Source organism: Bradyrhizobium hereditatis (genome assembly GCF_020329435.1).
Classification (GTDB): Bacteria; Pseudomonadota; Alphaproteobacteria; order Rhizobiales; family Xanthobacteraceae; genus Bradyrhizobium; species Bradyrhizobium hereditatis.
Map to the genome: position 1 here is coordinate 241,666 of NZ_JAGKJK010000005.1, position 17,797 is coordinate 259,462.

Here is a 17,797-nt window from a genome sequence, read left to right on the forward strand (position 1 = left end):
GCTCGACAGCTATAGAGGACTTGCAACTTCGCAAGTGACGCTGGCACAATTTCAACGTGCTTTCCGTTCCGCCAGACGTTATCTCCAGCAGTGGAGTGATGAGGAACCTGAGATGACGCCGACGCGACTTTGCATCGAAGCATAAGGCCGCTGCCTCATCGCGACGATCAATCAACCTTCAACATGGGAGTCCGAGACATGGGTGCTCCATCACCCGAACTTTGCAATCTCTGGCTGGCACGCGCCTTCAACGCGCAGGATGTCGATGCTGCCGCTGCGATGTACCATCCCGATGCCTCGATCGTTCAGGTCGACGAAGTTCATGGCGGCAGCACGGTGGCGCGGGGTGCCGACGGCATCCGAAAGACGATGGCGGCCTATGTCGGCCTGAAGCCGCACATGGATGTCGTGACCCATCACACGACGGTCTCCGGCGATTTCGCGATGACGCGGTCGCAGTGGTTGATCAAGGGCACTGACAAAAACGGCAAGCCGACCGAGGTCCATCACCACGGCATGGAGGTTCACCGCCGCATGCCCGATGGCACCTGGGTGTTCTTCATGGATCATCCGTTCGGCGCCGACCCGAGCTGGGCAATCGAGGCTCCGCCACACACAGAATAACGAAGCTCGCGCACAGCGACCCGGAGAATTGCCAATGCAGGAACTAGCATCGCTCGCCAGCATCGTCGCCGCACTCAGCATCGGGGTGATCAGCCCCGGGCCGAGCTTTGTGATGGTGGCCCGCGTGGCCGTCGCATCAAGCAGAATCAGGGGGCTCGCTACGGCACTGGGCATGGGCGCAGGCGGCGCCATATTCGGCGCGGCGGCGCTGCTCGGGCTGCAGAGCGTGCTGCTGGCTGTGCCGGCGCTCTATGCCGGCCTCCGCGTGTTGGGAGGCCTCTATCTCTGCTACCTGGGCTTTCTCATCTTCAGATCGGCGCGGCGGCCTCTGATGGTCGTCGACGCCGACGGGCACGCCGGCGCCCGACCCTTCCGCGCATTTTGGCTAGGTCTCACGACGCAGATCAGCAACCCGAAGACGGCGATCGTCTATGCAAGCGTGTTCGCTGCCTTTCTTCCACCTTCCTTTTCCATGGGGTTTGCCGCCGCGCTGCTTGCGGCGGTGTTTTGCGTGGAAACGGCCTGGTATGCGCTGGTCGCCCTGCTCTTCTCGTCGGCCGGGCCGCAACGCGCATATCTGTCGTATAAGTCGTGGGTCGATCGCGCAGCCGGCGCCGTCATGTTCGGCCTTGGCCTGAAGCTCGTGACCAGCGCTGCCAAACCGTAGAGAGCCGCGCGAAGAGCGCCATCGGGAGCGTGAAATGGCAATCAGCGGCCCTGTCCGCCCGCCGCAGGCCTCTATCACGATGGATTGACTACGCGTTCCGGCGTCGGCGAGGCGAGGAACCAAGGCTTTTCCCGGGTCGCGGTGGCCGTACACGCGTTCCCTCTGCTGGATAAGCCCCGGAACGCTCTTCACAATCCCGTCACGCTGCCTGTAGTATGCAGGGCGCATGCTGCTTCGCAGCTAACATGGGGGTCAGGAGCGTTACTTGAACGCACATGTCTCGCAGGGCGGTTGGCCGGTACTGGTGCTGAACGCAGACTTCCGGCCGCTGAGCTACTACCCGCTGTCTCTCTGGTCGTGGCAAGACGCGATCAAGGCGGTGTTCCTCGACCGCGTCAACATCGTCGAGCATTACGATCGGGCGGTACACAGCCCGAGTTTCGAAATGCAGCTTCCGAGCGTGGTGTCGCTCAAATCCTTCGTCAAGCCGACCACGCATCCCGCCTTCACCCGCTTCAACGTCTTCCTGCGCGACCGCTTCGTCTGCCAGTACTGCAACGCGCATGACGATCTCACCTTCGATCACATCATCCCGCGCAGCAAGGGCGGCCAGACCACGTGGGAAAACGTCGTCGCCGCCTGCTCGCCGTGCAATCTGCGTAAGGGCAATCTGACGCCGCAGCAGGCGAAGATGTTTCCGAAGCAGACGCCCTACGCGCCAACGGTGCACCAGCTGCACCGCAACGGCCGCCTGTTCCCGCCGAACTATCTGCACGACAGCTGGCTCGACTATCTGTACTGGGACACCGAACTCGATCCGTAAGTTTCGACCCTGCGCACTTATCGCGCCTTCCATCAGTTGCCTTCGGTTCAAGCTCGCAGCGACATCAAACGCGTTCCGAAGGCGCGCGCCACCGTGAAAATTGAATCTCCGGTGACTGGCGAGCCCATTGCGAGCCTGCCAGTCACGGGCGGTTTGTTTAGATCTGATAGTCCATGTCGGCCATGCTGGCGCCCGGAGCTGTCGGCGGCGCTTTCTTCTTCGGGAGTTCAGCGACCATCGCCTCCGTAGTGACCAATAGGCCCGCCACTGAAGCGGCGTCCTCGAGTGCCGTGCGCACCACCTTGGTGGGATCAATAATGCCCTTTGCGATCAGGTTACCGAACTCGCCGGCCTGGGCGTCAAATCCGAAGGCGTATGTATCGTTGTCCAGGATCTTGCCGACCACGAGCGAACCATCCTCGCCCGCGTTGATGGCGATCTGGCGCGTGGGCCAAGACAGCGCTTTCTTCACGATGTCGACACCATAGCGCTCATCCTCGTTGGCTGCTTTCAGCCTATCGAGCGCCTTGACGGCGCGGAGCAGGGGAACGCCGCCGCCCGGCAAAATGCCTTCCTCGACCGCGGCGCGGGTGGCATGCAGCGCGTCATCGACGCGATCCTTGCGCTCCCTCACCTCGACCTCGGTGGCGCCGCCGACGCGGATCACTGCGACACCGCCCGCGAGCTTGGCGAGCCGCTCCTGGAGTTTCTCACGATCATAGTCGGAGGTGGTCTCTTCGATCTCGGCCTTGATCTGGGCAACGCGAGCCTCGATATCGGCCTTCTTGCCGCCGCCGCCGACGATCGTCGTATTCTCCTTCTCGATCCTCACCTTCTTGGCCTGACCGAGCATATTGATAGTCACGCTCTCCAGCTTGATGCCGAGATCCTCCGAGATCATCGTGCCGCCGGTAAGGATGGCAATATCCTGAAGCATCGCCTTGCGGCGATCGCCGAAGCCGGGCGCCTTCACTGCAGCGACTTTCAGCCCGCCCCGCAGCCTATTCACGACAAGAGTGGCAAGCGCCTCGCCCTCCACGTCTTCGGCAATGATGAGCAGCGGCTTGCCTGACTGCACGATCGATTCAAGCAACGGCAGCAGCGGCTGCAGTCCCGACAGCTTCTTTTCGTGAATCAGAATGTAGGCGTCCTCGAGTTCGGCGCGCATCTTCTCGGCGTTGGTAACGAAGTAAGGCGAGATATAGCCACGATCGAACTGCATTCCCTCGACCACTTCGAGCTCGGTCTGCAGCGACTTGGCCTCTTCCACGGTAATGACGCCGTCGTTACCGACCTTCTTCATGGCATCAGCCAGGAAGCGGCCGATCTCGGCATCGCCGTTTGCCGAAATGGTTGCAACCTGCGCGATCTCGTCATTCGAAGTGACCTTCTTAGAGTTCTTCTCGATATCGCTGATCAGCGCATCGATAGCGCGGTCGATGCCGCGCTTGAGGTCCATCGGATTCACGCCTGCGGCGACGGCCTTCGCTCCCTCTTTCACGATCGCCTGGGCAAGCACCGTGGCAGTTGTGGTGCCGTCGCCAACTCGATCTGATGTCTTCGACGCCACCTCGCGTACCATCTGGGCGCCCATGTTCTCGAACTTGTCCTCGAGTTCGATCTCCTTCGCGACGGTCACGCCATCCTTGGTGATGCGTGGCGCACCGAACGACTTTTCGATTACGACGTTTCGTCCTTTCGGACCAAGCGTGACTTTCACCGTATTGGCGAGAATGTCGACGCCGCGCAGCATCTTCTCGCGGGCATCGACCGAAAATTTGACTTCCTTGGCAGCCATGGTCTTGCTCCTAAGATACTGTTTCTCGGTTGCTCATTTTGCCTAACAGCACGCGATCCTCCATGAGGTCGATCGGAACCTACATCATGCGACCTAGGTGGATCAGAATTGCGCCGCAAGGGGCCCAGCAAAAATGATCGGCAGGATCGGGCTCCATGCGCTGTTATGCCGTCCCTTGCAGCGCAGGACCGCCGCCGCCTTGCCGATCGCATCCCCAGCGGGCATCGTTGTTGCCCCGCACCTCATTTCCGTACCGACGATGGCGACGGGGCGGTTGCGCCGCGCGTCGCCGAAATGGCAGGCCGCTGCAATCTCCGTCTATGCCATTACCGAGACGCGGCTATTACCGGCGAAGGCGTAGCGCTTCATTGAATTCATCGGCGACCCTGGCCGAACGTGACGGCAGCCAAGCCCGGGAGGCAGCAAGCAGCGGCTTCACTCAGCCTTCCAATTCTGCCACGATGTTTTCGGGGCATCCGCCTCATCAGAACCACAAGAGCGGCATCAACGCCCGAACGGAAAACGCCCCATGCTCATCCCCATCGCCGACGTGCCACGCTGGTATGCCGAACGGAAGCCGAAGGACACCATCGCGGTCAGTCACGGGACTGATGCCATCACCTGGGAGCAGCTCGAACGCAACGCCAACCGGCGCGCCCGCGCCTTCGCCGCCAAGGGGGTCAAGCCCGGCGATTTCGTCGCCATCGGTCTTCCGAACAGCAACGTGTTTTTCGAGACAACCTTTGCGGTGTGGAAATGCGGCGCGACGCCGACCTCGCTGACCTGGCGGCTGCCGCGCGGCGAAGCCGCTGCCGTCCTCGACATCCTGAAGCCATCGCTGGTGGTCGGCGGACAGGTGGACTGGAACGCGCCGAATTCGCTGCCGGCCGATTTCATGCCCGACGGCTTTTCGGACGAACCGGTGAACAATCCGGTGGCGCGCTATTGGAAAGCCATGACCAGCGGTGGCTCGACCGGCCGGCCGAAGGTGATCCTCGACCACATGCCGGCGGTGGTGGAAACAACGGCCCCCTCGCCGCTCGGCATTCCGCAGGATGCCTCGCTGCTCAATCCCGGCCCGCTCTATCACAATGCACCATTCATCGTGTCGCATATGGCGCTATTCAACGGCGGCCGCGTCACCGGCCTCGTCAAGTTCGATGCCGAGGAGACGCTGCGGCTGATCGAGAGGAACCGTGTGCAATGGGTCAATTTCGTGCCGACCATGATGCACCGGATCTGGGCTCTGCCGGACGAGGTGCGCAACCGATACGATCTTTCCAGCCTGCACATCGTGTTTCACATGGCGGCACCGATGCCGCCCTGGCTGAAGGAGAAATGGATCGAGTGGCTGGGGCCTGAGCGCATCTATGAGCTCTATGGCGGCACCGAGCGGCAGGGCGCGACGATCATTTCCGGCGCCGAATGGCTGACGCATAAGGGCTCGGTCGGCAAGATCGGCGACACCTGCCGCTTAAGGATCATCGGCGAGGACGGCAATGATGTCGCGCCCGGCGAGACCGGCGAAATCTATTTCCTGCCCAATGACGGCCCCGGCTGCACCTACCACTATCTCGGCGCGGAGCCGAAGCGACGCGCCGACGGCTGGGAATCGCTCGGCGATATCGGACGTCTAGATGCCGAGGGTTATCTCTATCTCGGCGACCGGCTCGCCGATATGATTTTGCGCGGCGGCGCCAATATTTATCCGGCCGAGGTCGAGGCCGCCGTGACCGAGCATCCCGACGTGCGCTCTTGCGTCGTGGTCGGTCTGCCCGACCCGGAATTCGGCCAGCGCGTGCATGCCATCCTCGAGCTTGACCGGAATACCGATGCGCAAGCCGTGGCGGACGGCATGGCCGCATTCCTGGCCGACCGGCTCAGCCGCTACAAACACCCCGAGAGTTTCGAGGCTGTCCACATCGGCCTGCGCGACGATTCCGGCAAGGTTCGCCGTACCTTGCTGCGCGATGAACGCGCCAGCTGGCTCAAGGAGAACCGCGATTTCCGGATCATACCGACCCGGATACGGGCGAACGTAGAATGATCCTCAACCCCGGAACATTTGTGAATCTGCCCTCTTATGAATCGCACACGGCGGTTCATTTTGGGGAACACTTTCAAGACGGCCGTTTGCAGCATAGATTGTCGTGAATTCCCCCGCGCCCGCCGGAAGCGCGCCGGTTCGCCAGGAGACCTTCCATGCCTTCCCTGACCGAATGGAAAGTGCCGCCCGCCAACCAGCCCCGCCCCGGCGATTACGCGTTCGACCTCGACAAGACGCTGTCGTCGGTGGTCGGGCTGCATTCGATCATTCCACCCGATGCCTTCAGCGCCGAGACGCTCGGCACCGAACGTGCTGGCAACGGCGTGCTGATCGACGACGGGCTGGTGTTGACCATCGGCTACCTCATCACTGAGGCGGAAACCGTCTGGCTGCATCGCGCTGACGGCCGCGTGGTGGAAGGCCACGCGCTCGGCTTCGATTTCGAATCCGGCTTCGGCCTGGTGCAGGCGCTCGGCGATCTCGAACTCGATCCTCTGCCGCTCGGCTCGTCCGCCACTGCTGCGATCGGCGATCGCGTGGTGGTCGGCGGCGCCGGCGGACGCACGCGCTCGGTCGCCAGCCAGATCGCGGCAAAGCAGGAATTCGCCGGCTATTGGGAATATCTGCTCGATGAAGCGATCTTTACCCATCCTGCGCATCCCAATTGGGGCGGCACCGGGCTGATCTCGAGCCGCGGCGAGCTGATCGGCATCGGTTCGCTGCAGCTTGAACGCGAGCGCGACGGCAAGGCCGAGCACGTCAACATGATCGTGCCGATCGACCTGTTGAAACCGGTCATCGACGACATCAGGAAATTCGGCCGCGTCAACAAGCCGGCGCGGCCGTGGCTTGGCATGTACACCACCGAAATCGACAACCGCGTCGTGGTGGTCGGCATCGCCAGCAAGGGGCCGGCGGCGCGTGCCGAGTTGAAGACCGGTGATGTCATCCTCGCCGTCAACGGCGACAAGATCACGAGCCAGACCGGCTTCTATCGCAAGCTCTGGTCGCTCGGGAATGCCGGCGTCGACGTGCCGCTCACGGTCTATCATGAGGGCCTCACCTTCGACGTGGTGCTGGCCTCGACCGATCGCGCCAAGCTGTTGAAGGCGCCAAGACTTCATTGAGCAAGGCTTCATTGAGCATGGCTTCATTGAGGCCGGGCGTTCGTTGAACTTAGAGAGTACCCGATGAGTGAGGCCGTGGTGGAGGACATCGTGGCCGTACTGCCGCCGCTGCTGCAATCGCTTGAGGCGCTAGGGTTCGTCGCGCGCTACCTCAACCCGCCCGATTTCGACCGTGTGATGGAAGCGGCTGGCCAGCCGGACGACGACTTGCGCGCGGTTCGGCCGCGACTCGAGCAGTGGCCCGCGGAATTTTCCGACATCAAGACCGCGCTGGCGACGGCGAGCGATGCGGCCCTGGCGGCGTTCGCGGGCCTGCGAGTAGTCCAGAATGGCAGAGGCGATTTCGTCAGCCTGTTTCGTGCGCTGCGTTACGCGCCCCGCGCGCAGGAGGCGCTCTATGCGCTGGCGAAGAGATTGCCGCCGGTCAGTGAGTTCTTCGTCGATCCCTCGCTACGGCAGGATGCCGACCTCGCGGCCAAGCTGGCCGCGCCACCAAACGAGAACACCGGTGTCTTTCATCATAACAACGAGCCCGGCAGCCGCGGCGGCTTCTCGCTTTACGTGCCGGAATACTACACGCGCGAGCGCGTCTGGCCGCTGGTGATGGCGCTGCATGGCGGCAGCGGCAACGGCCGCAGCTTTCTGTGGAGCTGGCTGCGCGACGCCCGCAGCCGCGGCGCCATCCTGGTCGCGCCGACCGCCACCGGTTCGACCTGGGCGTTGATGGGCGAGGATACTGACACGCCGAACTTGATGCGCATCCTGGAATCGGTGCGCGCACGCTGGAACATCGATGCGGAACGGATGCTGCTGACCGGCATGAGCGACGGCGGAACCTTCTGCTACGTGACCGGCTTCGATAGCGCCTCGCCCTTCACCCACCTCGCGCCAGTGGCGGCGGCATTTCATCCGCTGATAGCCCAGATGGCCGACGCCGAGAGGCTGCGCGGCCTGCCCGTTCACATCTCACATGGCCGGCTCGACTGGATGTTCCCGGTGCAGGTGGCGCGGCAGACCGCCCAAGCGCTGTCGGCGGCGGGTGCCAACGTCACCTACCGCGAGCTCGACGACCTCAGCCACACCTACCCGCGCGAAATGAACGCGGAAATCCTCGCCTGGCTACGCGGCGACACCTGACGCCGCCGCTGACACAATCTCGTCGGAATTTATTTCTACGAGTTGAGATACTTAGCGAACAAAATGGGGGCGTTGACCAGAACGGTTCATTTGAACCGCGACAGGATGCAACATGCCGTCAGACACCGGCCTCGCCGCTCCCGCGGCTCCTATGCGTGCCTCCAATTCGCTGCTGCTTTCGAAAGGCGTCACTCGCCTCGAAGTCACGCTGAAACTGACCACCGCGATCCTCGCCCTCGCCGCCGGTGTCTACACCTATCTCGGCGTCCGTGAACTGCTCAATGGCAGCCCGACTACGGTCTTTTTCGCGGCCGTGATCTATTCGGTTGCGGTGTCGGTCGGCATCTACGCCTTCTGGGTCTTCCTCATGCAGTTCATGCCGCATGTGGTTGACCGCACCGGGCGTGCGCTGATGTTCGGCTGCATGCTGCTGGGCTCGCTGATGATCGTGGCGATGTCGTCCTGGCTCAACGCCTCGGCGCTGGCCGGCGCCGCCGCGATCCAGCAGCATCTCGCCATCACCGTGCAGAACTACACCCGCGATCTCGATACCGCCAACAGCAACGCCATCGCGGCGCAAGGCCTGTTGCCGGATATCCAGCTCGCTTCCTCACGGTTTGCGAAATTGGCTGACGCCGAACGCGCGGGATCGCTGACGGGCACGGCGGGCTCGGGCACCGTCGTGCAGCTTCTGACCCAGATGTCGGGGCAGCTCGACAGCCTTGGCCAGGAGGTGCAGGCGTCAGGCAAGCGCGTCTCGGCGCTGTTCGAGCAGGGCGGCAAGCATCTGGCAAAGATGCGCGAACTGATTTCCGACCGTGGGCCGATCTCGACACGCAGCGACGCGTTTGCAACGGAGTCGCTGGCGCTCAGCGGCGTAATCACCAACCTGCAGCAGACTTCGGTGGCGCCTGCCGTCAAGCGTGCGGCGGCATCGCTGTCGTCGGGCTTCATCGCCCCCGCCGCGGGCGGCCGCACCGCCGATCTTGCGGACCGGCAGACCGCCGTCGTCGGTAAGGTCGAGAGTTCGATCGCGGCGCAGGCAGCGTCGCTCGCCGAGGCCGCCGACAAGATCCTGGCCCTGCCGCGCGTCGAGCCGCAGCGCTTCCAGACCATGTCGCCCGCCGAGGCCGTGCTGCGCTACGCCGGCGATTTCATTCCGAGCTGGGCGGGTGCGATCTCGATCGACCTGATGCCGGCGGTGCTGGTGCTGATCCTGTGCGTGGTGCACGCCGCGATCCGGCGCGAGGGCATGCCCGCCTTCAGTGCCTCCGGCATGACGGCGAGCGAGCTGGTCGCGGCGTTGCAGATGGCCCGCGAGGTCGAGGAGGCGCGCCGCAAGCCGCCGGCTGAGGCCGGCGAACCCGCTGCCGACGAGCCGGCACCAGACGCCGCAGCGAAAGCCGAGGAGAACGTCACCCCGCTGTCGACAGCGCGGCATACCAAATAGGCCGTGTCATGCAGCTATCCGCGGCAATTCAGCAGCGCATTCACGCGTTCCTTGCGGGCAATCCCGACGAGGCCATTCTGCGCTGGCTCTTTCGCAGCGTCGTCGCTGTCACGGCCATCGTGCTTGCGGCCGATCTCGCCGGCATGAACGGATGGATCGACACGTCCGACCCTGCGGCCGACGTAAGGCGTGATCCGCCTTCGCTGGAGCTGCCCAGCGCGCTGCCGTCGCTTCCAACGCCCGCGACGCCCGACCACGGCAAACGTCTGACGCCGCGGCCGCCAGCGGATGGAGTAATGGCAGGGCCGATGACCTTCGAGCTGGTCGGCGGCGGCAAACTGATGGCAACTGGCACCATCACGCCGGGCATTTCCGAAGCGTTCGCCGCCGAAGTCGCCAAGCGCGGCGACTACATCAAAACGGTGGTGCTGAACTCGCCGGGCGGCTCGGTTGCCGATGCATTGGCGATGGGGCGATTGATCCGCGAGCGGAATTTCGCGACTGAGATCGAAGCCGGCAAATACTGTGCGTCCTCCTGCCCGCTGGTGTTTGCCGGCGGCGTCGAACGCCGTCTCGGCGACAAGGCGACCGTCGGCGTGCATCAGGTGGCGGCGATCGGCTCGGCAGTCGGCCTGCCACGTGACGACATGAATGTGGCGCAGAACATTTCCGCGCGGTGCCAGCGCTATCTGGCCGACATGGGCGTCAACCTGCAGGTCTGGGTGCATGCGATGGAGACGCCGCATGACAAGCTATTCGTTTTCAAGCCCGATGAATTGAAGTCGCTCAACCTTGTGACGGCTGCGGCGGCAACGCCGTCTGCAACCGCTCCCCGCGCCGCGCCGGCCAAGGTGCGGTCGTAATCCGCGGAACCATGCCTCGACATCTGCGTTGATGGTCGGGTTCACGGAGGAACTGTTATGCAGACGTTTGTCGGGATGATTTTGGGTGCGCTGCTGCTTGTCGGCGGCGTTTATGTCTACGATTCCATGCAGACGTCGAGCGTCGCGAGCGGTCAGGTCGCACAGGCCAACCGCACCATCGTCAATTGGGATGTGGCGAAAGCCGACTGGGACAGGCTGAAGACGCGCGCCCATGAGGACTGGGTGAAGATTTCGTCGAAGTAGTTTACCGGCAGGATAGCGATCACACGCCGTCGTTTCGAACGACGGCGTGTTGTTGTGTCAGTTGGCTTTCTTCGCCTTGCGCGCGTCGGCAATCACCATTTCGAATTGCGCCATCGTGAGAATGCCCGGCACGCGGAACTTGCCGACGATGAAGGACGGCGTGCCCTTGAATCCGAACGCCACCGCCTGATCGTGGTTGCGGGCGAGGATTTTATCGATCGCCTTGGCATTCGCCGTGGCGTCGCGGTTGAGGCGATCCATGTCGATGCCGGCGCCATCAAGCAGTTCGCGGATGCGCGGCTCGGTCAGTTTCGAACTGACGCCGATCATCGCCTCATGCGCGGCCATGTATTTGTCCTGATACTTCGCGGCCAGCGCCATCCGCGCCGCGAATTTCGAGACCTCGCCGAGGATCGGCCAGTCCTTCAGCACCAGGCGGACCTTGCCGTCGTCCTGCACCACCTGCTGGATCTCGGGCGCGATCTTGCGGCAATACGGGCAGTTGTAATCGAACCATTCGACGATGTTGACGTCACCGTCAGGATTGCCGGTTGCGGGCACATCAGGATCGCGCAGCACCATTGCTTCGTTCAGCACATCGTCGACGCGCTGCGCGAACGCCGGTCGCGGGGTGGCACTGAGCAGCGCTGCACCGCTGAGCAGGCCTAACGCTTGGCGCCGTGTGTGCATGGGGCTGATCCCGGCCGGATTGTTCGATCGCTTCATGTGTGTCTCGCGAAGAGCTGCATTCCCCGTTCTACGGATGAGATTGGGATATGTTACGCACCAGCATATAGATCGCTACGGCAATAATGACCACAGCGAACACGATATTGAGCGCGCCGCGGCGCTCGGCGAGATGCCTCGCCGAACGCGTGCCGGCCAATCCGCCGGCGACGCCGCCCGCTACGAACGGCCCGGCCAGCGCCCACGACACCAGCCCGGATGCACTGCAACAGGGTCAAGCCGGCGCGAGCGCCTTATCCTTGACGGCAGCCTCGCGGGGCGCCAGGGCCATCAGGGTGCCGCTCATGGTCGCGATCAAGGTCTCGACGCCGTCATGCACCGCATAGGCGCGCGCCTCGCACACCGTCAGCGTACGGCCGGGTTTGACCACGGTGGCGCGAAAGGCGAACCGCTCGCCGCGTGCTGGGGCCAAGAGGTTGGTCTTGAATTCCACGGTGAGGATGCCTGAGCCTGCGGCCATCAGCGTGAAGGCGGCAATGCCGCAGGCATTGTCGAGACCGGCCGTGATCACCCCGGCATGGATGAAGCCGTGCTGCTGGGTGAAATCGCGCGAATATTCCATCGCGAGATCGACTTCGCCAGGCTCCAGCCGGGCGATCGAAATACCGAGCGTCTTCATTGCGCGCTGCTGCTCGAACGTCTCGATCGAGACCGCGCGATAGTCCGGATTTTTCGGCTGGAAGCGGCTCATGTCGTTCACGCCATCGCCCGTTCGAGATGCCGCATCGCGGCCTCGCGGATCGCGGGCGCGAAGGCGGTCGACTTGCGTGCTTCCCGATCCATGTGGACGCCGACGAACTCGCAAGTCGCTGCGATCTCGCCGGTTTCAGCGTTACGCATCTCGTGCACGAAGCGGATCGACTTGTCGCGGATTTCGAGCAGGCGGCTTTTGACCTCGACGATGTCGCCGGCGAGCAGTTCGCGCTTATAGGTGATGTTCTGCTGCACGGCGGCCATGCCGCGGCCGGAGCCGCGCAGGTAGGACGGTGTCAGACCGAGCCGCGCGAACAGATTCCAGTTCGCCTCGTCGAACTTGCCGACATACCACATGATATTCATGTGCCCGACATGGTCGCACTGCCAGGGATAGACCGTCCCGCGATAGGTCGCGTCCGTCTCCATCGTTCGCTCCCGCCCTGTTATGACGCTGATACGGTAGCGTATCAGGCTGCGGTCGGGTTAGCAATACGGTACCGTATCAATAGTTGGTGAGACCGGGCCATGAGCGACGCCAAGGGGGATGCCAAAGGAGACGCCAAGGCGGAGGTGCGCAGCGAAAGCTGGATCGAGGCCGGCTTCAGGGAAATCGCCCGAACCGGCGTCGAGGGCGTGCGGGTCGAGGTGCTGGCCAAGAACCTCGGCGTCACCAAGGGCGGCTTCTACCGCCGCTTCCGCGATCGCGCGGCGCTGCTCGAAGCCATGCTGCAGCAATGGAGCGAGGGCCGCATCGCCGCGATCGAAAAGCAGACCAGCCTTGATGGCGCCACCGCCCGCGAACGGCTGAAGGCGCTGATCGCGCTCTATTCCGAGCGCATGAATACCGAAGGCATGGCGGTCGAGCTGGCGATCCGGCAATGGGCGCGCTCCGACGAGCTTGCCGCCAACGCTGTAGCCAGCGTGGATGCCGCGCGGCTGAAGAATGTCGGGCAGCTCTATCGCGCAACCGGCTTGGCCGCCGAGGAAGCCGACGCCCAGGCGTTCCTGTTCTACTGCTTCGTGTTCGGCCAGAGCCTCTTGTTTCTCGAACGGGGCCACCGCAGGCGTGCGCAGCTGGTGGCGAAATCGGCGGAGACGTTGCTCCGCGAGATGTAGGCGCGGCCGAAGCGTCCGGCCGCGCCTTTGTTGATCGCCGGTTAGGCCGAGCCCTTCAGCTTCTTGTTGCATTCGCTGTAGTAGCCACCGCCCTTCTGGATCCACTTCATGCCGCCATTGGCGTTGCTGGCTTTGTTGGCATTGTACTGATCGAGGCAGGTCTGCATGCGCTGCTTCGCGGGCTTCTCCTTCGCATATTTCGCATCGACCGCGTTCGGATAGACCGCAGGGCCTGCCGGCGCGGCGGGCGCCGCGGCCTCCTTGGCTTCCTGCTTCGAAGTTTTCTTGGCGGCTTCCTTCGGCTCCGCGGCCGGTGCCGCTGCGGCGGGCGCGGCATCGGCGCCGCACTGCGCCTTGCGGAAGTCGTTCCACTTCTGATCGCCGAGCGTGCCGGCGGCTTTCGCCGCCTGGTATTTGGCGCTGCATTCCTGCGCCGTCAGGGCATTCGCCTGCGCAGTCATCGCCAGCGCAGCCAAACCCGACACTGCAATCGCGCCTAGCAGTCTTGCTTGAATAGTCATCCCTGGTCTCCTTGGGGATAGTCATCTGCGGGCACTATCCTAACGCAACCCCAGCTTGCGACAACGCACCGAACGATCTCTCCGATAAAAATTTTTCTGCCGCGAAAATGCGTCATCTGCCATTGCATTCAGCCTGCGTTCAGCCAACGCGGCGGGATGTCTGTGCAGGCATTGTGCAGACGCTAGCGCTGCATTGCTGCAATCGCGTGACGCATTTGTCCCGCGCGGACGGATTTGCCATAAGGCGGCGTGAGCATGATCCCCTCTTCGATTTCCGCCGCCATGGCCGATCGCGCCAAAATTCTTGGCACGCTGGAAACGCTCGTCATCGGCGTCGCCGGCGGCCTCGCGTTTCTGTGGCTCAACCTGCCTGGCGGGCTGATTTCCGGCGCGATGGCCACCGTCGGCATCGCTGCGCTCGCCGGGCGTCCAGTCACCATGCCGGCGATCCTGACGCAGACCGTACTGGTGCTGCTCGGCATTACGCTGGGCTCGCTGGTGTCGCGGCAATTGATCCAGCACATGAGCGCCTATCCGCTCACCATCGGGCTTCTGGCGCTCGCGACCTTCTGCTCGACCTTCGGCTCGAGCTTCTACCTGCAGCGCGTGCACGGCTGGGACCAGACCTCGGCGCTGCTCGCCGGCAGCCCCGGCGCGCTGTCGCAGATCACGATGCTCGCCGCCGAGAAGGGCGCGGATGTCGCGGCGATCGCGGTGGTGCAGACCATGCGCGTGATCATCCTGACCGCGGCGCTGCCGCTGTTGCTCGCCTTCACGGGCGTGACGCCGAGCGCGCCAGTGGAGCTGATGAATATCGCCGTCGCCTCGCCGCTCGGCCTCGCTGTGATGGCAGCGGCTGCGGTTGCCGTCGCGCTTCTGCTGCGGCTCGCCAAATTTCCGGCGAGCTGGATGTTCGGCGCGATGATCGCCTCCGCCGTCCTGCACGGCACCGGCCTGATCGAGGGCGGCCTGCCGCCCTGGATGCGCAACATAGCGCTGATCGGCATCGGCGCCGTGATCGGCACGCGCTTTGCGCGGATCAGCAAGGCGACGCTCGTCAGCCATATCAATGCCGGGCTCGGCTCGTTTGCCGTTGCGATCGTCATCTCGGCCATTTTCGTCACGGTGATCGTGCTCGCCACCCATGTGCGCTTCGCCGACGTCGTGGTCGCCTTTGCGCCGGGCGCGATGGACGCCATGCTGGCGCTGGCGCTCACGCTGCATATCGATCCGATCTTCGTCGGGGCGCATCACCTCTCGCGCTTCGTGTTCGTCTCGATCACGACGCCGGGAATCATCCACCTGTTCGGCCGTCCGCAGGAGGATGTGGACGACTAGGTGGATTGCTGCGTCACCCTGCGTGTCGATGACATGCCGTCGCCTAACGGACGGTGGGCTCCCTCCCCCCTTGCGGGGGAGGGCTGGGGAGAGGGGTTCTCTCCGCAAGCACTGACAGTGCGGATTGCCGACACGGCGCCCCACGATTTTCATGCAACGAGCACGGCCGATGCCGGCACCCCTCTCCCTAGCCCTCCCCCGCAAGGGGGGAGGGAACAGACCTTTCGTGCGGTGACGGCGTGCGTACACGTTGCCAACAGATATGACTTCGCGATCTCGCGACATGAACTGCCCGAGGTTTGCATCTTCGTTTGCCCTTCTGAAGATCAGAGGGCGCAGGGAAGACCGGGTGCGCGCCGCACCCGCGGTCTCGTGTGCCGTTGCGCATAAGGAAAACGCACACGAGCATACAGGTTCGGCGGGAGCATCCCGGCCTTCCCTGCGCAATGGCTTTACGGCTTACTTCGTGCTCTTCCCGGAGAACGGCTCTTTTGCCTCCGTCGCCCCCGAGAAGCTTTCGCTTCTCGACGGCTTCATGCCAGCACCGCGACATTCGAACCACACGACTTCGCCGTACGCTTCCGGCGCGCAACGTCTCTCGCGCCATCTTCGTCCATCGCATCTCACCGCGCGTTCGTGACGTTCGCGAGCGCCCCTCATCTTGCGGCGAGACGGACGCAGTTATGCCGCTGATTTGGGTGAGAACGAAAGCGGAATATTTTTGCTTCGGGATATTGACACGATTTCTGGAAATCAGAAGTGATTTGCCCGTCGTGCAGTCACAGATGTCGTAGGGTGGGCAAAAGCGACAGTGTGCCCACCACCAAGCAAACTTACTCGGTAATGGATGGTGGGCACGTCGCTTGCGCTCCTTTGCCCACGCTACAGGTTGGCGGCCTACGCGGCCCGCTTCGCCGCCACGATGCCCCACACGGCCATCAGCGCCATCGCCAGCGAGATCAGCACGTTATAGCCGGCGAGCGAGAGGCCGAGGAAGCGCCACTGCACCTCGTCGCAGCGGACCACCTTCTCGGCGTCGAGACGCTGCAGAAGCGTGCCGGCGCTGCCGAGATCGACGACGGAGCCGGCGCAATCGGTCGGGCCGGGCCAGAACTGCCACTCGACGCCGGCGTGGTAGCCGCCTAACCAGACATTGGCGAGCGCCGCGAGCAGCAGCACCGCAAACCCGGCGAGCAGCACGGGCCGCGGCGCCCCGCGCGCGGCGGCGAACGCCACCACCAGAGCAAGCGGCACGGCCAGATAATAGGCGTAGCGCTGTTCAAGGCAGAGCGGACAGGGGCGGATATCCAGAACGAGCTCGAAGAACCAGGCGCCCGCCAGCGTCGCCGCCGCTGTGGCCGCAATCGCCAGCGCCGCCACGGCCGCCGGATTGGCCGCAGGACGCGTCGGCAAGGAATGGGCGGCTTCTGAGGTCACGGACGCTCTCCGGAGCATGATTCACGCTCAAAATAGGCATCAGCCTCCTATCGCGCCACTGGCGACGTGTCGAGCCGCGCCACAATCACATCCGCGCGGGATTGACCCACGCAGGCCGCCCGCTATATTCCGCCCGCTTCGCCGCACCGGGCTTCTGCCCCGCGACCGAAGGCCCCTGTGGCGGAACTGGTAGACGCGCTCGACTCAAAATCGAGTTCCGCAAGGAGTGCTGGTTCGATTCCGGCCAGGGGCACCATCTGCTTCCTAAGCGCCCGCCACCCACGCACCTCGACGCCGTACTCAGGTTCTTCGCCTGTCCACGCCTCTCGACTGAGAGGTGATCGCAATAGCCGAAAGGTCCGAGGCTACATCGCGTAGGGGACCGGCGGCCTCTTTGCGCTCGGAATAACGATCAGTTAGTTGATCGACATGGGGGCGAAGGAGGATTGTGAAGCGAACAAGCTCCTCCACAAGGTCGACGATCCGTTCATAGTAACTCGACGGCCGCATCCGTCCTGCCTCGTCAAACTCCTGAAATGCCTTGGCAACACTCGACTGGTTGGGGATGGTGAACATCCGCATCCAGCGCCCCAGCAATCGCAGCGTGTTGACGGCATTGAAGGACTGCGAGCCGCCGCAGACCTGCATGACAGCAAGCGTTCGGCCCTGGGTCGGCCGCATCCCGCCTATTGTGAGCGGCAAATGATCTATCTGAGCTTTCATCACTCCGGTGATCTGTCCGTGGCGCTCGGGACTGCACCAGATCTGTCCCTCCGACCAAAGTGAAAGCTCGCGAAGTTCGCGGATGGCCGGGTGATCATCGCTGTCGGCCTGATCCGGAAGCGGCAGGTCCGACGGATCGAAGATCCTTGGCTCGGCGCCGAAGAAACGCAATAGCCGAGCGGCTTCTTCGATGGCGAGACGGGAATAGGAGCGCTCCCGCAACGATCCATAGAGCAACAGGATGCGCGGCGGATGCAAGCGGCCGCTCTCAAGGCCGACTCCGGGCCTCTGCCGTGCATGGTGCGTGTCAAGCGCCGGCAGGAAGTCGGGATCAGGTACTGTGCGAAGTCTCATATGCCCTCGGGTACGCGGTCTAATGTAGAGTGAGATTGACGGCGGAGGCCTGCGAGCGCGTGCCG

At 63.6% G+C, this 17,797-nt stretch carries 19 protein-coding genes, 1 tRNA gene and 1 pseudogene; 13 read left to right on the forward strand and 8 right to left on the reverse strand.

The features are described from left to right. The first annotated feature begins 198 nt into the window (after nucleotides 1-198). The 3 genes from J6524_RS13820 (at nucleotide 199) to J6524_RS13830 (ending at nucleotide 2,114) form a co-directional block, all read left to right on the forward strand. Nucleotides 199-624 (forward strand): YybH family protein, encoded by a 426-nt coding sequence (locus J6524_RS13820; protein ID WP_225671292.1) that lies wholly within the window; start codon nucleotides 199-201, stop codon nucleotides 622-624. 34 nt (nucleotides 625-658) lie between these two features. Beyond that, the gene (locus J6524_RS13825) at nucleotides 659-1,291 is read left to right on the forward strand and encodes a LysE family translocator (RefSeq protein WP_225671294.1); all 633 of its coding nucleotides are present in this window, start codon (nucleotides 659-661) and stop codon (nucleotides 1,289-1,291) included. A gap of 265 nt (nucleotides 1,292-1,556) precedes the next feature. Next, nucleotides 1,557-2,114 carry an HNH endonuclease gene (locus tag J6524_RS13830; RefSeq protein WP_225671296.1) on the forward strand — a complete coding sequence of 186 codons (558 nt, stop codon included), beginning with the start codon at nucleotides 1,557-1,559 and terminating at the stop codon, nucleotides 2,112-2,114. Between the two features lie 157 nt (nucleotides 2,115-2,271). Here J6524_RS13830 and groL read toward each other — a convergent pair whose 3' ends face one another. Continuing rightward, nucleotides 2,272-3,912, reverse strand: a complete 1,641-nt coding sequence (gene groL, locus J6524_RS13835) for a chaperonin GroEL (RefSeq protein WP_225671298.1) — start codon at nucleotides 3,910-3,912, stop codon at nucleotides 2,272-2,274. 133 nt (nucleotides 3,913-4,045) lie between these two features. Between groL and J6524_RS13840 the strand changes: the two genes are divergently transcribed. The 7 genes from J6524_RS13840 (at nucleotide 4,046) to J6524_RS13870 (ending at nucleotide 10,800) form a co-directional block, all read left to right on the forward strand. Beyond that, nucleotides 4,046-4,273: a hypothetical protein gene (locus J6524_RS13840; RefSeq protein ID WP_225671300.1), complete on the forward strand. Its 228-nt coding sequence runs from the start codon at nucleotides 4,046-4,048 to the stop codon at nucleotides 4,271-4,273. Between the two features lie 168 nt (nucleotides 4,274-4,441). Further along, nucleotides 4,442-5,959 (forward strand): AMP-binding protein, encoded by a 1,518-nt coding sequence (locus J6524_RS13845; RefSeq protein ID WP_225671302.1) that lies wholly within the window; start codon nucleotides 4,442-4,444, stop codon nucleotides 5,957-5,959. A gap of 155 nt (nucleotides 5,960-6,114) precedes the next feature. After that, nucleotides 6,115-7,086 carry a S1C family serine protease gene (locus J6524_RS13850; RefSeq protein ID WP_225671304.1) on the forward strand — a complete coding sequence of 324 codons (972 nt, stop codon included), beginning with the start codon at nucleotides 6,115-6,117 and terminating at the stop codon, nucleotides 7,084-7,086. Between the two features lie 63 nt (nucleotides 7,087-7,149). Beyond that, a complete protein-coding gene (locus tag J6524_RS13855; protein WP_225671306.1) occupies nucleotides 7,150-8,223 on the forward strand; it encodes a carboxylesterase family protein in 1,074 nt (357 codons plus the stop codon). A gap of 112 nt (nucleotides 8,224-8,335) precedes the next feature. Further along, nucleotides 8,336-9,673 carry a hypothetical protein gene (locus J6524_RS13860; RefSeq protein WP_225671308.1) on the forward strand — a complete coding sequence of 446 codons (1,338 nt, stop codon included), beginning with the start codon at nucleotides 8,336-8,338 and terminating at the stop codon, nucleotides 9,671-9,673. 8 nt (nucleotides 9,674-9,681) lie between these two features. Then, nucleotides 9,682-10,536, forward strand: a complete 855-nt coding sequence (locus tag J6524_RS13865) for a COG3904 family protein (RefSeq protein ID WP_225671310.1) — start codon at nucleotides 9,682-9,684, stop codon at nucleotides 10,534-10,536. Nucleotides 10,537-10,593: 57 nt separating this feature from the next. Continuing rightward, nucleotides 10,594-10,800, forward strand: coding sequence for a hypothetical protein (locus J6524_RS13870; RefSeq protein WP_225671312.1), 207 nt, complete (start codon nucleotides 10,594-10,596; stop codon nucleotides 10,798-10,800). Nucleotides 10,801-10,857: 57 nt separating this feature from the next. On the opposite strand, the gene J6524_RS13875 is transcribed toward J6524_RS13870, so the two are convergent. The 4 genes and pseudogenes from J6524_RS13875 to J6524_RS13890 all read right to left on the reverse strand — a co-directional run bounded on the left by J6524_RS13875 (nucleotide 10,858) and on the right by J6524_RS13890 (nucleotide 12,669). Beyond that, complete coding sequence (locus tag J6524_RS13875; protein WP_225671314.1) at nucleotides 10,858-11,526, reverse strand: DsbA family protein; 669 nt, start codon at nucleotides 11,524-11,526, stop codon at nucleotides 10,858-10,860. Nucleotides 11,527-11,557: 31 nt separating this feature from the next. After that, nucleotides 11,558-11,746: pseudogene (locus J6524_RS13880) on the reverse strand (TSUP family transporter); the annotation flags it as partial. Nucleotides 11,747-11,761: 15 nt separating this feature from the next. Continuing rightward, nucleotides 11,762-12,238, reverse strand: coding sequence for a PaaI family thioesterase (locus tag J6524_RS13885; protein WP_225671812.1), 477 nt, complete (start codon nucleotides 12,236-12,238; stop codon nucleotides 11,762-11,764). Nucleotides 12,239-12,243: 5 nt separating this feature from the next. Then, the gene (locus J6524_RS13890) at nucleotides 12,244-12,669 is read right to left on the reverse strand and encodes an acyl-CoA thioesterase (RefSeq protein WP_225671318.1); all 426 of its coding nucleotides are present in this window, start codon (nucleotides 12,667-12,669) and stop codon (nucleotides 12,244-12,246) included. A 99-nt stretch (nucleotides 12,670-12,768) separates the two neighbouring features. On the opposite strand from J6524_RS13890, the gene J6524_RS13895 reads away from it, so the two are divergent. After that, the gene (locus tag J6524_RS13895) at nucleotides 12,769-13,359 is read left to right on the forward strand and encodes a TetR/AcrR family transcriptional regulator (protein WP_225671321.1); all 591 of its coding nucleotides are present in this window, start codon (nucleotides 12,769-12,771) and stop codon (nucleotides 13,357-13,359) included. Nucleotides 13,360-13,400: 41 nt separating this feature from the next. Here J6524_RS13895 and J6524_RS13900 read toward each other — a convergent pair whose 3' ends face one another. Beyond that, a complete protein-coding gene (locus J6524_RS13900; RefSeq protein WP_225671323.1) occupies nucleotides 13,401-13,880 on the reverse strand; it encodes a hypothetical protein in 480 nt (159 codons plus the stop codon). A 255-nt stretch (nucleotides 13,881-14,135) separates the two neighbouring features. Between J6524_RS13900 and J6524_RS13905 the strand changes: the two genes are divergently transcribed. Next, nucleotides 14,136-15,218 (forward strand): AbrB family protein, encoded by a 1,083-nt coding sequence (locus J6524_RS13905; protein ID WP_225671325.1) that lies wholly within the window; start codon nucleotides 14,136-14,138, stop codon nucleotides 15,216-15,218. Nucleotides 15,219-16,115: 897 nt separating this feature from the next. Here J6524_RS13905 and J6524_RS13910 read toward each other — a convergent pair. Further along, entirely contained in the window at nucleotides 16,116-16,673 is a 558-nt protein-coding gene (locus J6524_RS13910) for a disulfide bond formation protein B (protein ID WP_376712017.1), read from the reverse strand. A gap of 153 nt (nucleotides 16,674-16,826) precedes the next feature. Here J6524_RS13910 and J6524_RS13915 point away from each other — a divergent pair. After that, nucleotides 16,827-16,911: transfer RNA gene (locus tag J6524_RS13915), tRNA-Leu, on the forward strand. Nucleotides 16,912-16,955: 44 nt separating this feature from the next. On the opposite strand, the gene arsH is transcribed toward J6524_RS13915, so the two are convergent. After that, a complete protein-coding gene (gene arsH, locus J6524_RS13920) occupies nucleotides 16,956-17,732 on the reverse strand; it encodes an arsenical resistance protein ArsH (protein WP_225671328.1) in 777 nt (258 codons plus the stop codon). Between the last annotated feature and the right edge of the window lie 65 nt (nucleotides 17,733-17,797).

What these genes read in the sequence shown, in the direction of transcription:
- J6524_RS13910 (WP_376712017.1), bottom strand. Translation starts at nt 16,673, where the DNA reads ATGCTCCGGAGAGCGTCCGTGACCTCAGAAGCCGCCCATTCCTTGCCG.
- J6524_RS13885 (WP_225671812.1), bottom strand. Translation starts at nt 12,238, where the DNA reads ATGAGCCGCTTCCAGCCGAAAAATCCGGACTATCGCGCGGTCTCGATC.
- J6524_RS13875 (WP_225671314.1), bottom strand. Translation starts at nt 11,526, where the DNA reads ATGAAGCGATCGAACAATCCGGCCGGGATCAGCCCCATGCACACACGG.
- J6524_RS13840 (WP_225671300.1), top strand. Translation starts at nt 4,046, where the DNA reads ATGATCGGCAGGATCGGGCTCCATGCGCTGTTATGCCGTCCCTTGCAG.
- J6524_RS13895 (WP_225671321.1), top strand. Translation starts at nt 12,769, where the DNA reads ATGAGCGACGCCAAGGGGGATGCCAAAGGAGACGCCAAGGCGGAGGTG.
- J6524_RS13860 (WP_225671308.1), top strand. Translation starts at nt 8,336, where the DNA reads ATGCCGTCAGACACCGGCCTCGCCGCTCCCGCGGCTCCTATGCGTGCC.
- J6524_RS13845 (WP_225671302.1), top strand. Translation starts at nt 4,442, where the DNA reads ATGCTCATCCCCATCGCCGACGTGCCACGCTGGTATGCCGAACGGAAG.
- J6524_RS13870 (WP_225671312.1), top strand. Translation starts at nt 10,594, where the DNA reads ATGCAGACGTTTGTCGGGATGATTTTGGGTGCGCTGCTGCTTGTCGGC.
- J6524_RS13820 (WP_225671292.1), top strand. Translation starts at nt 199, where the DNA reads ATGGGTGCTCCATCACCCGAACTTTGCAATCTCTGGCTGGCACGCGCC.
- arsH (WP_225671328.1), bottom strand. Translation starts at nt 17,732, where the DNA reads ATGAGACTTCGCACAGTACCTGATCCCGACTTCCTGCCGGCGCTTGAC.
- J6524_RS13825 (WP_225671294.1), top strand. Translation starts at nt 659, where the DNA reads ATGCAGGAACTAGCATCGCTCGCCAGCATCGTCGCCGCACTCAGCATC.
- J6524_RS13865 (WP_225671310.1), top strand. Translation starts at nt 9,682, where the DNA reads ATGCAGCTATCCGCGGCAATTCAGCAGCGCATTCACGCGTTCCTTGCG.
- groL (WP_225671298.1), bottom strand. Translation starts at nt 3,912, where the DNA reads ATGGCTGCCAAGGAAGTCAAATTTTCGGTCGATGCCCGCGAGAAGATG.
- J6524_RS13850 (WP_225671304.1), top strand. Translation starts at nt 6,115, where the DNA reads ATGCCTTCCCTGACCGAATGGAAAGTGCCGCCCGCCAACCAGCCCCGC.
- J6524_RS13900 (WP_225671323.1), bottom strand. Translation starts at nt 13,880, where the DNA reads ATGACTATTCAAGCAAGACTGCTAGGCGCGATTGCAGTGTCGGGTTTG.
- J6524_RS13855 (WP_225671306.1), top strand. Translation starts at nt 7,150, where the DNA reads ATGAGTGAGGCCGTGGTGGAGGACATCGTGGCCGTACTGCCGCCGCTG.
- J6524_RS13905 (WP_225671325.1), top strand. Translation starts at nt 14,136, where the DNA reads ATGATCCCCTCTTCGATTTCCGCCGCCATGGCCGATCGCGCCAAAATT.
- J6524_RS13890 (WP_225671318.1), bottom strand. Translation starts at nt 12,669, where the DNA reads ATGGAGACGGACGCGACCTATCGCGGGACGGTCTATCCCTGGCAGTGC.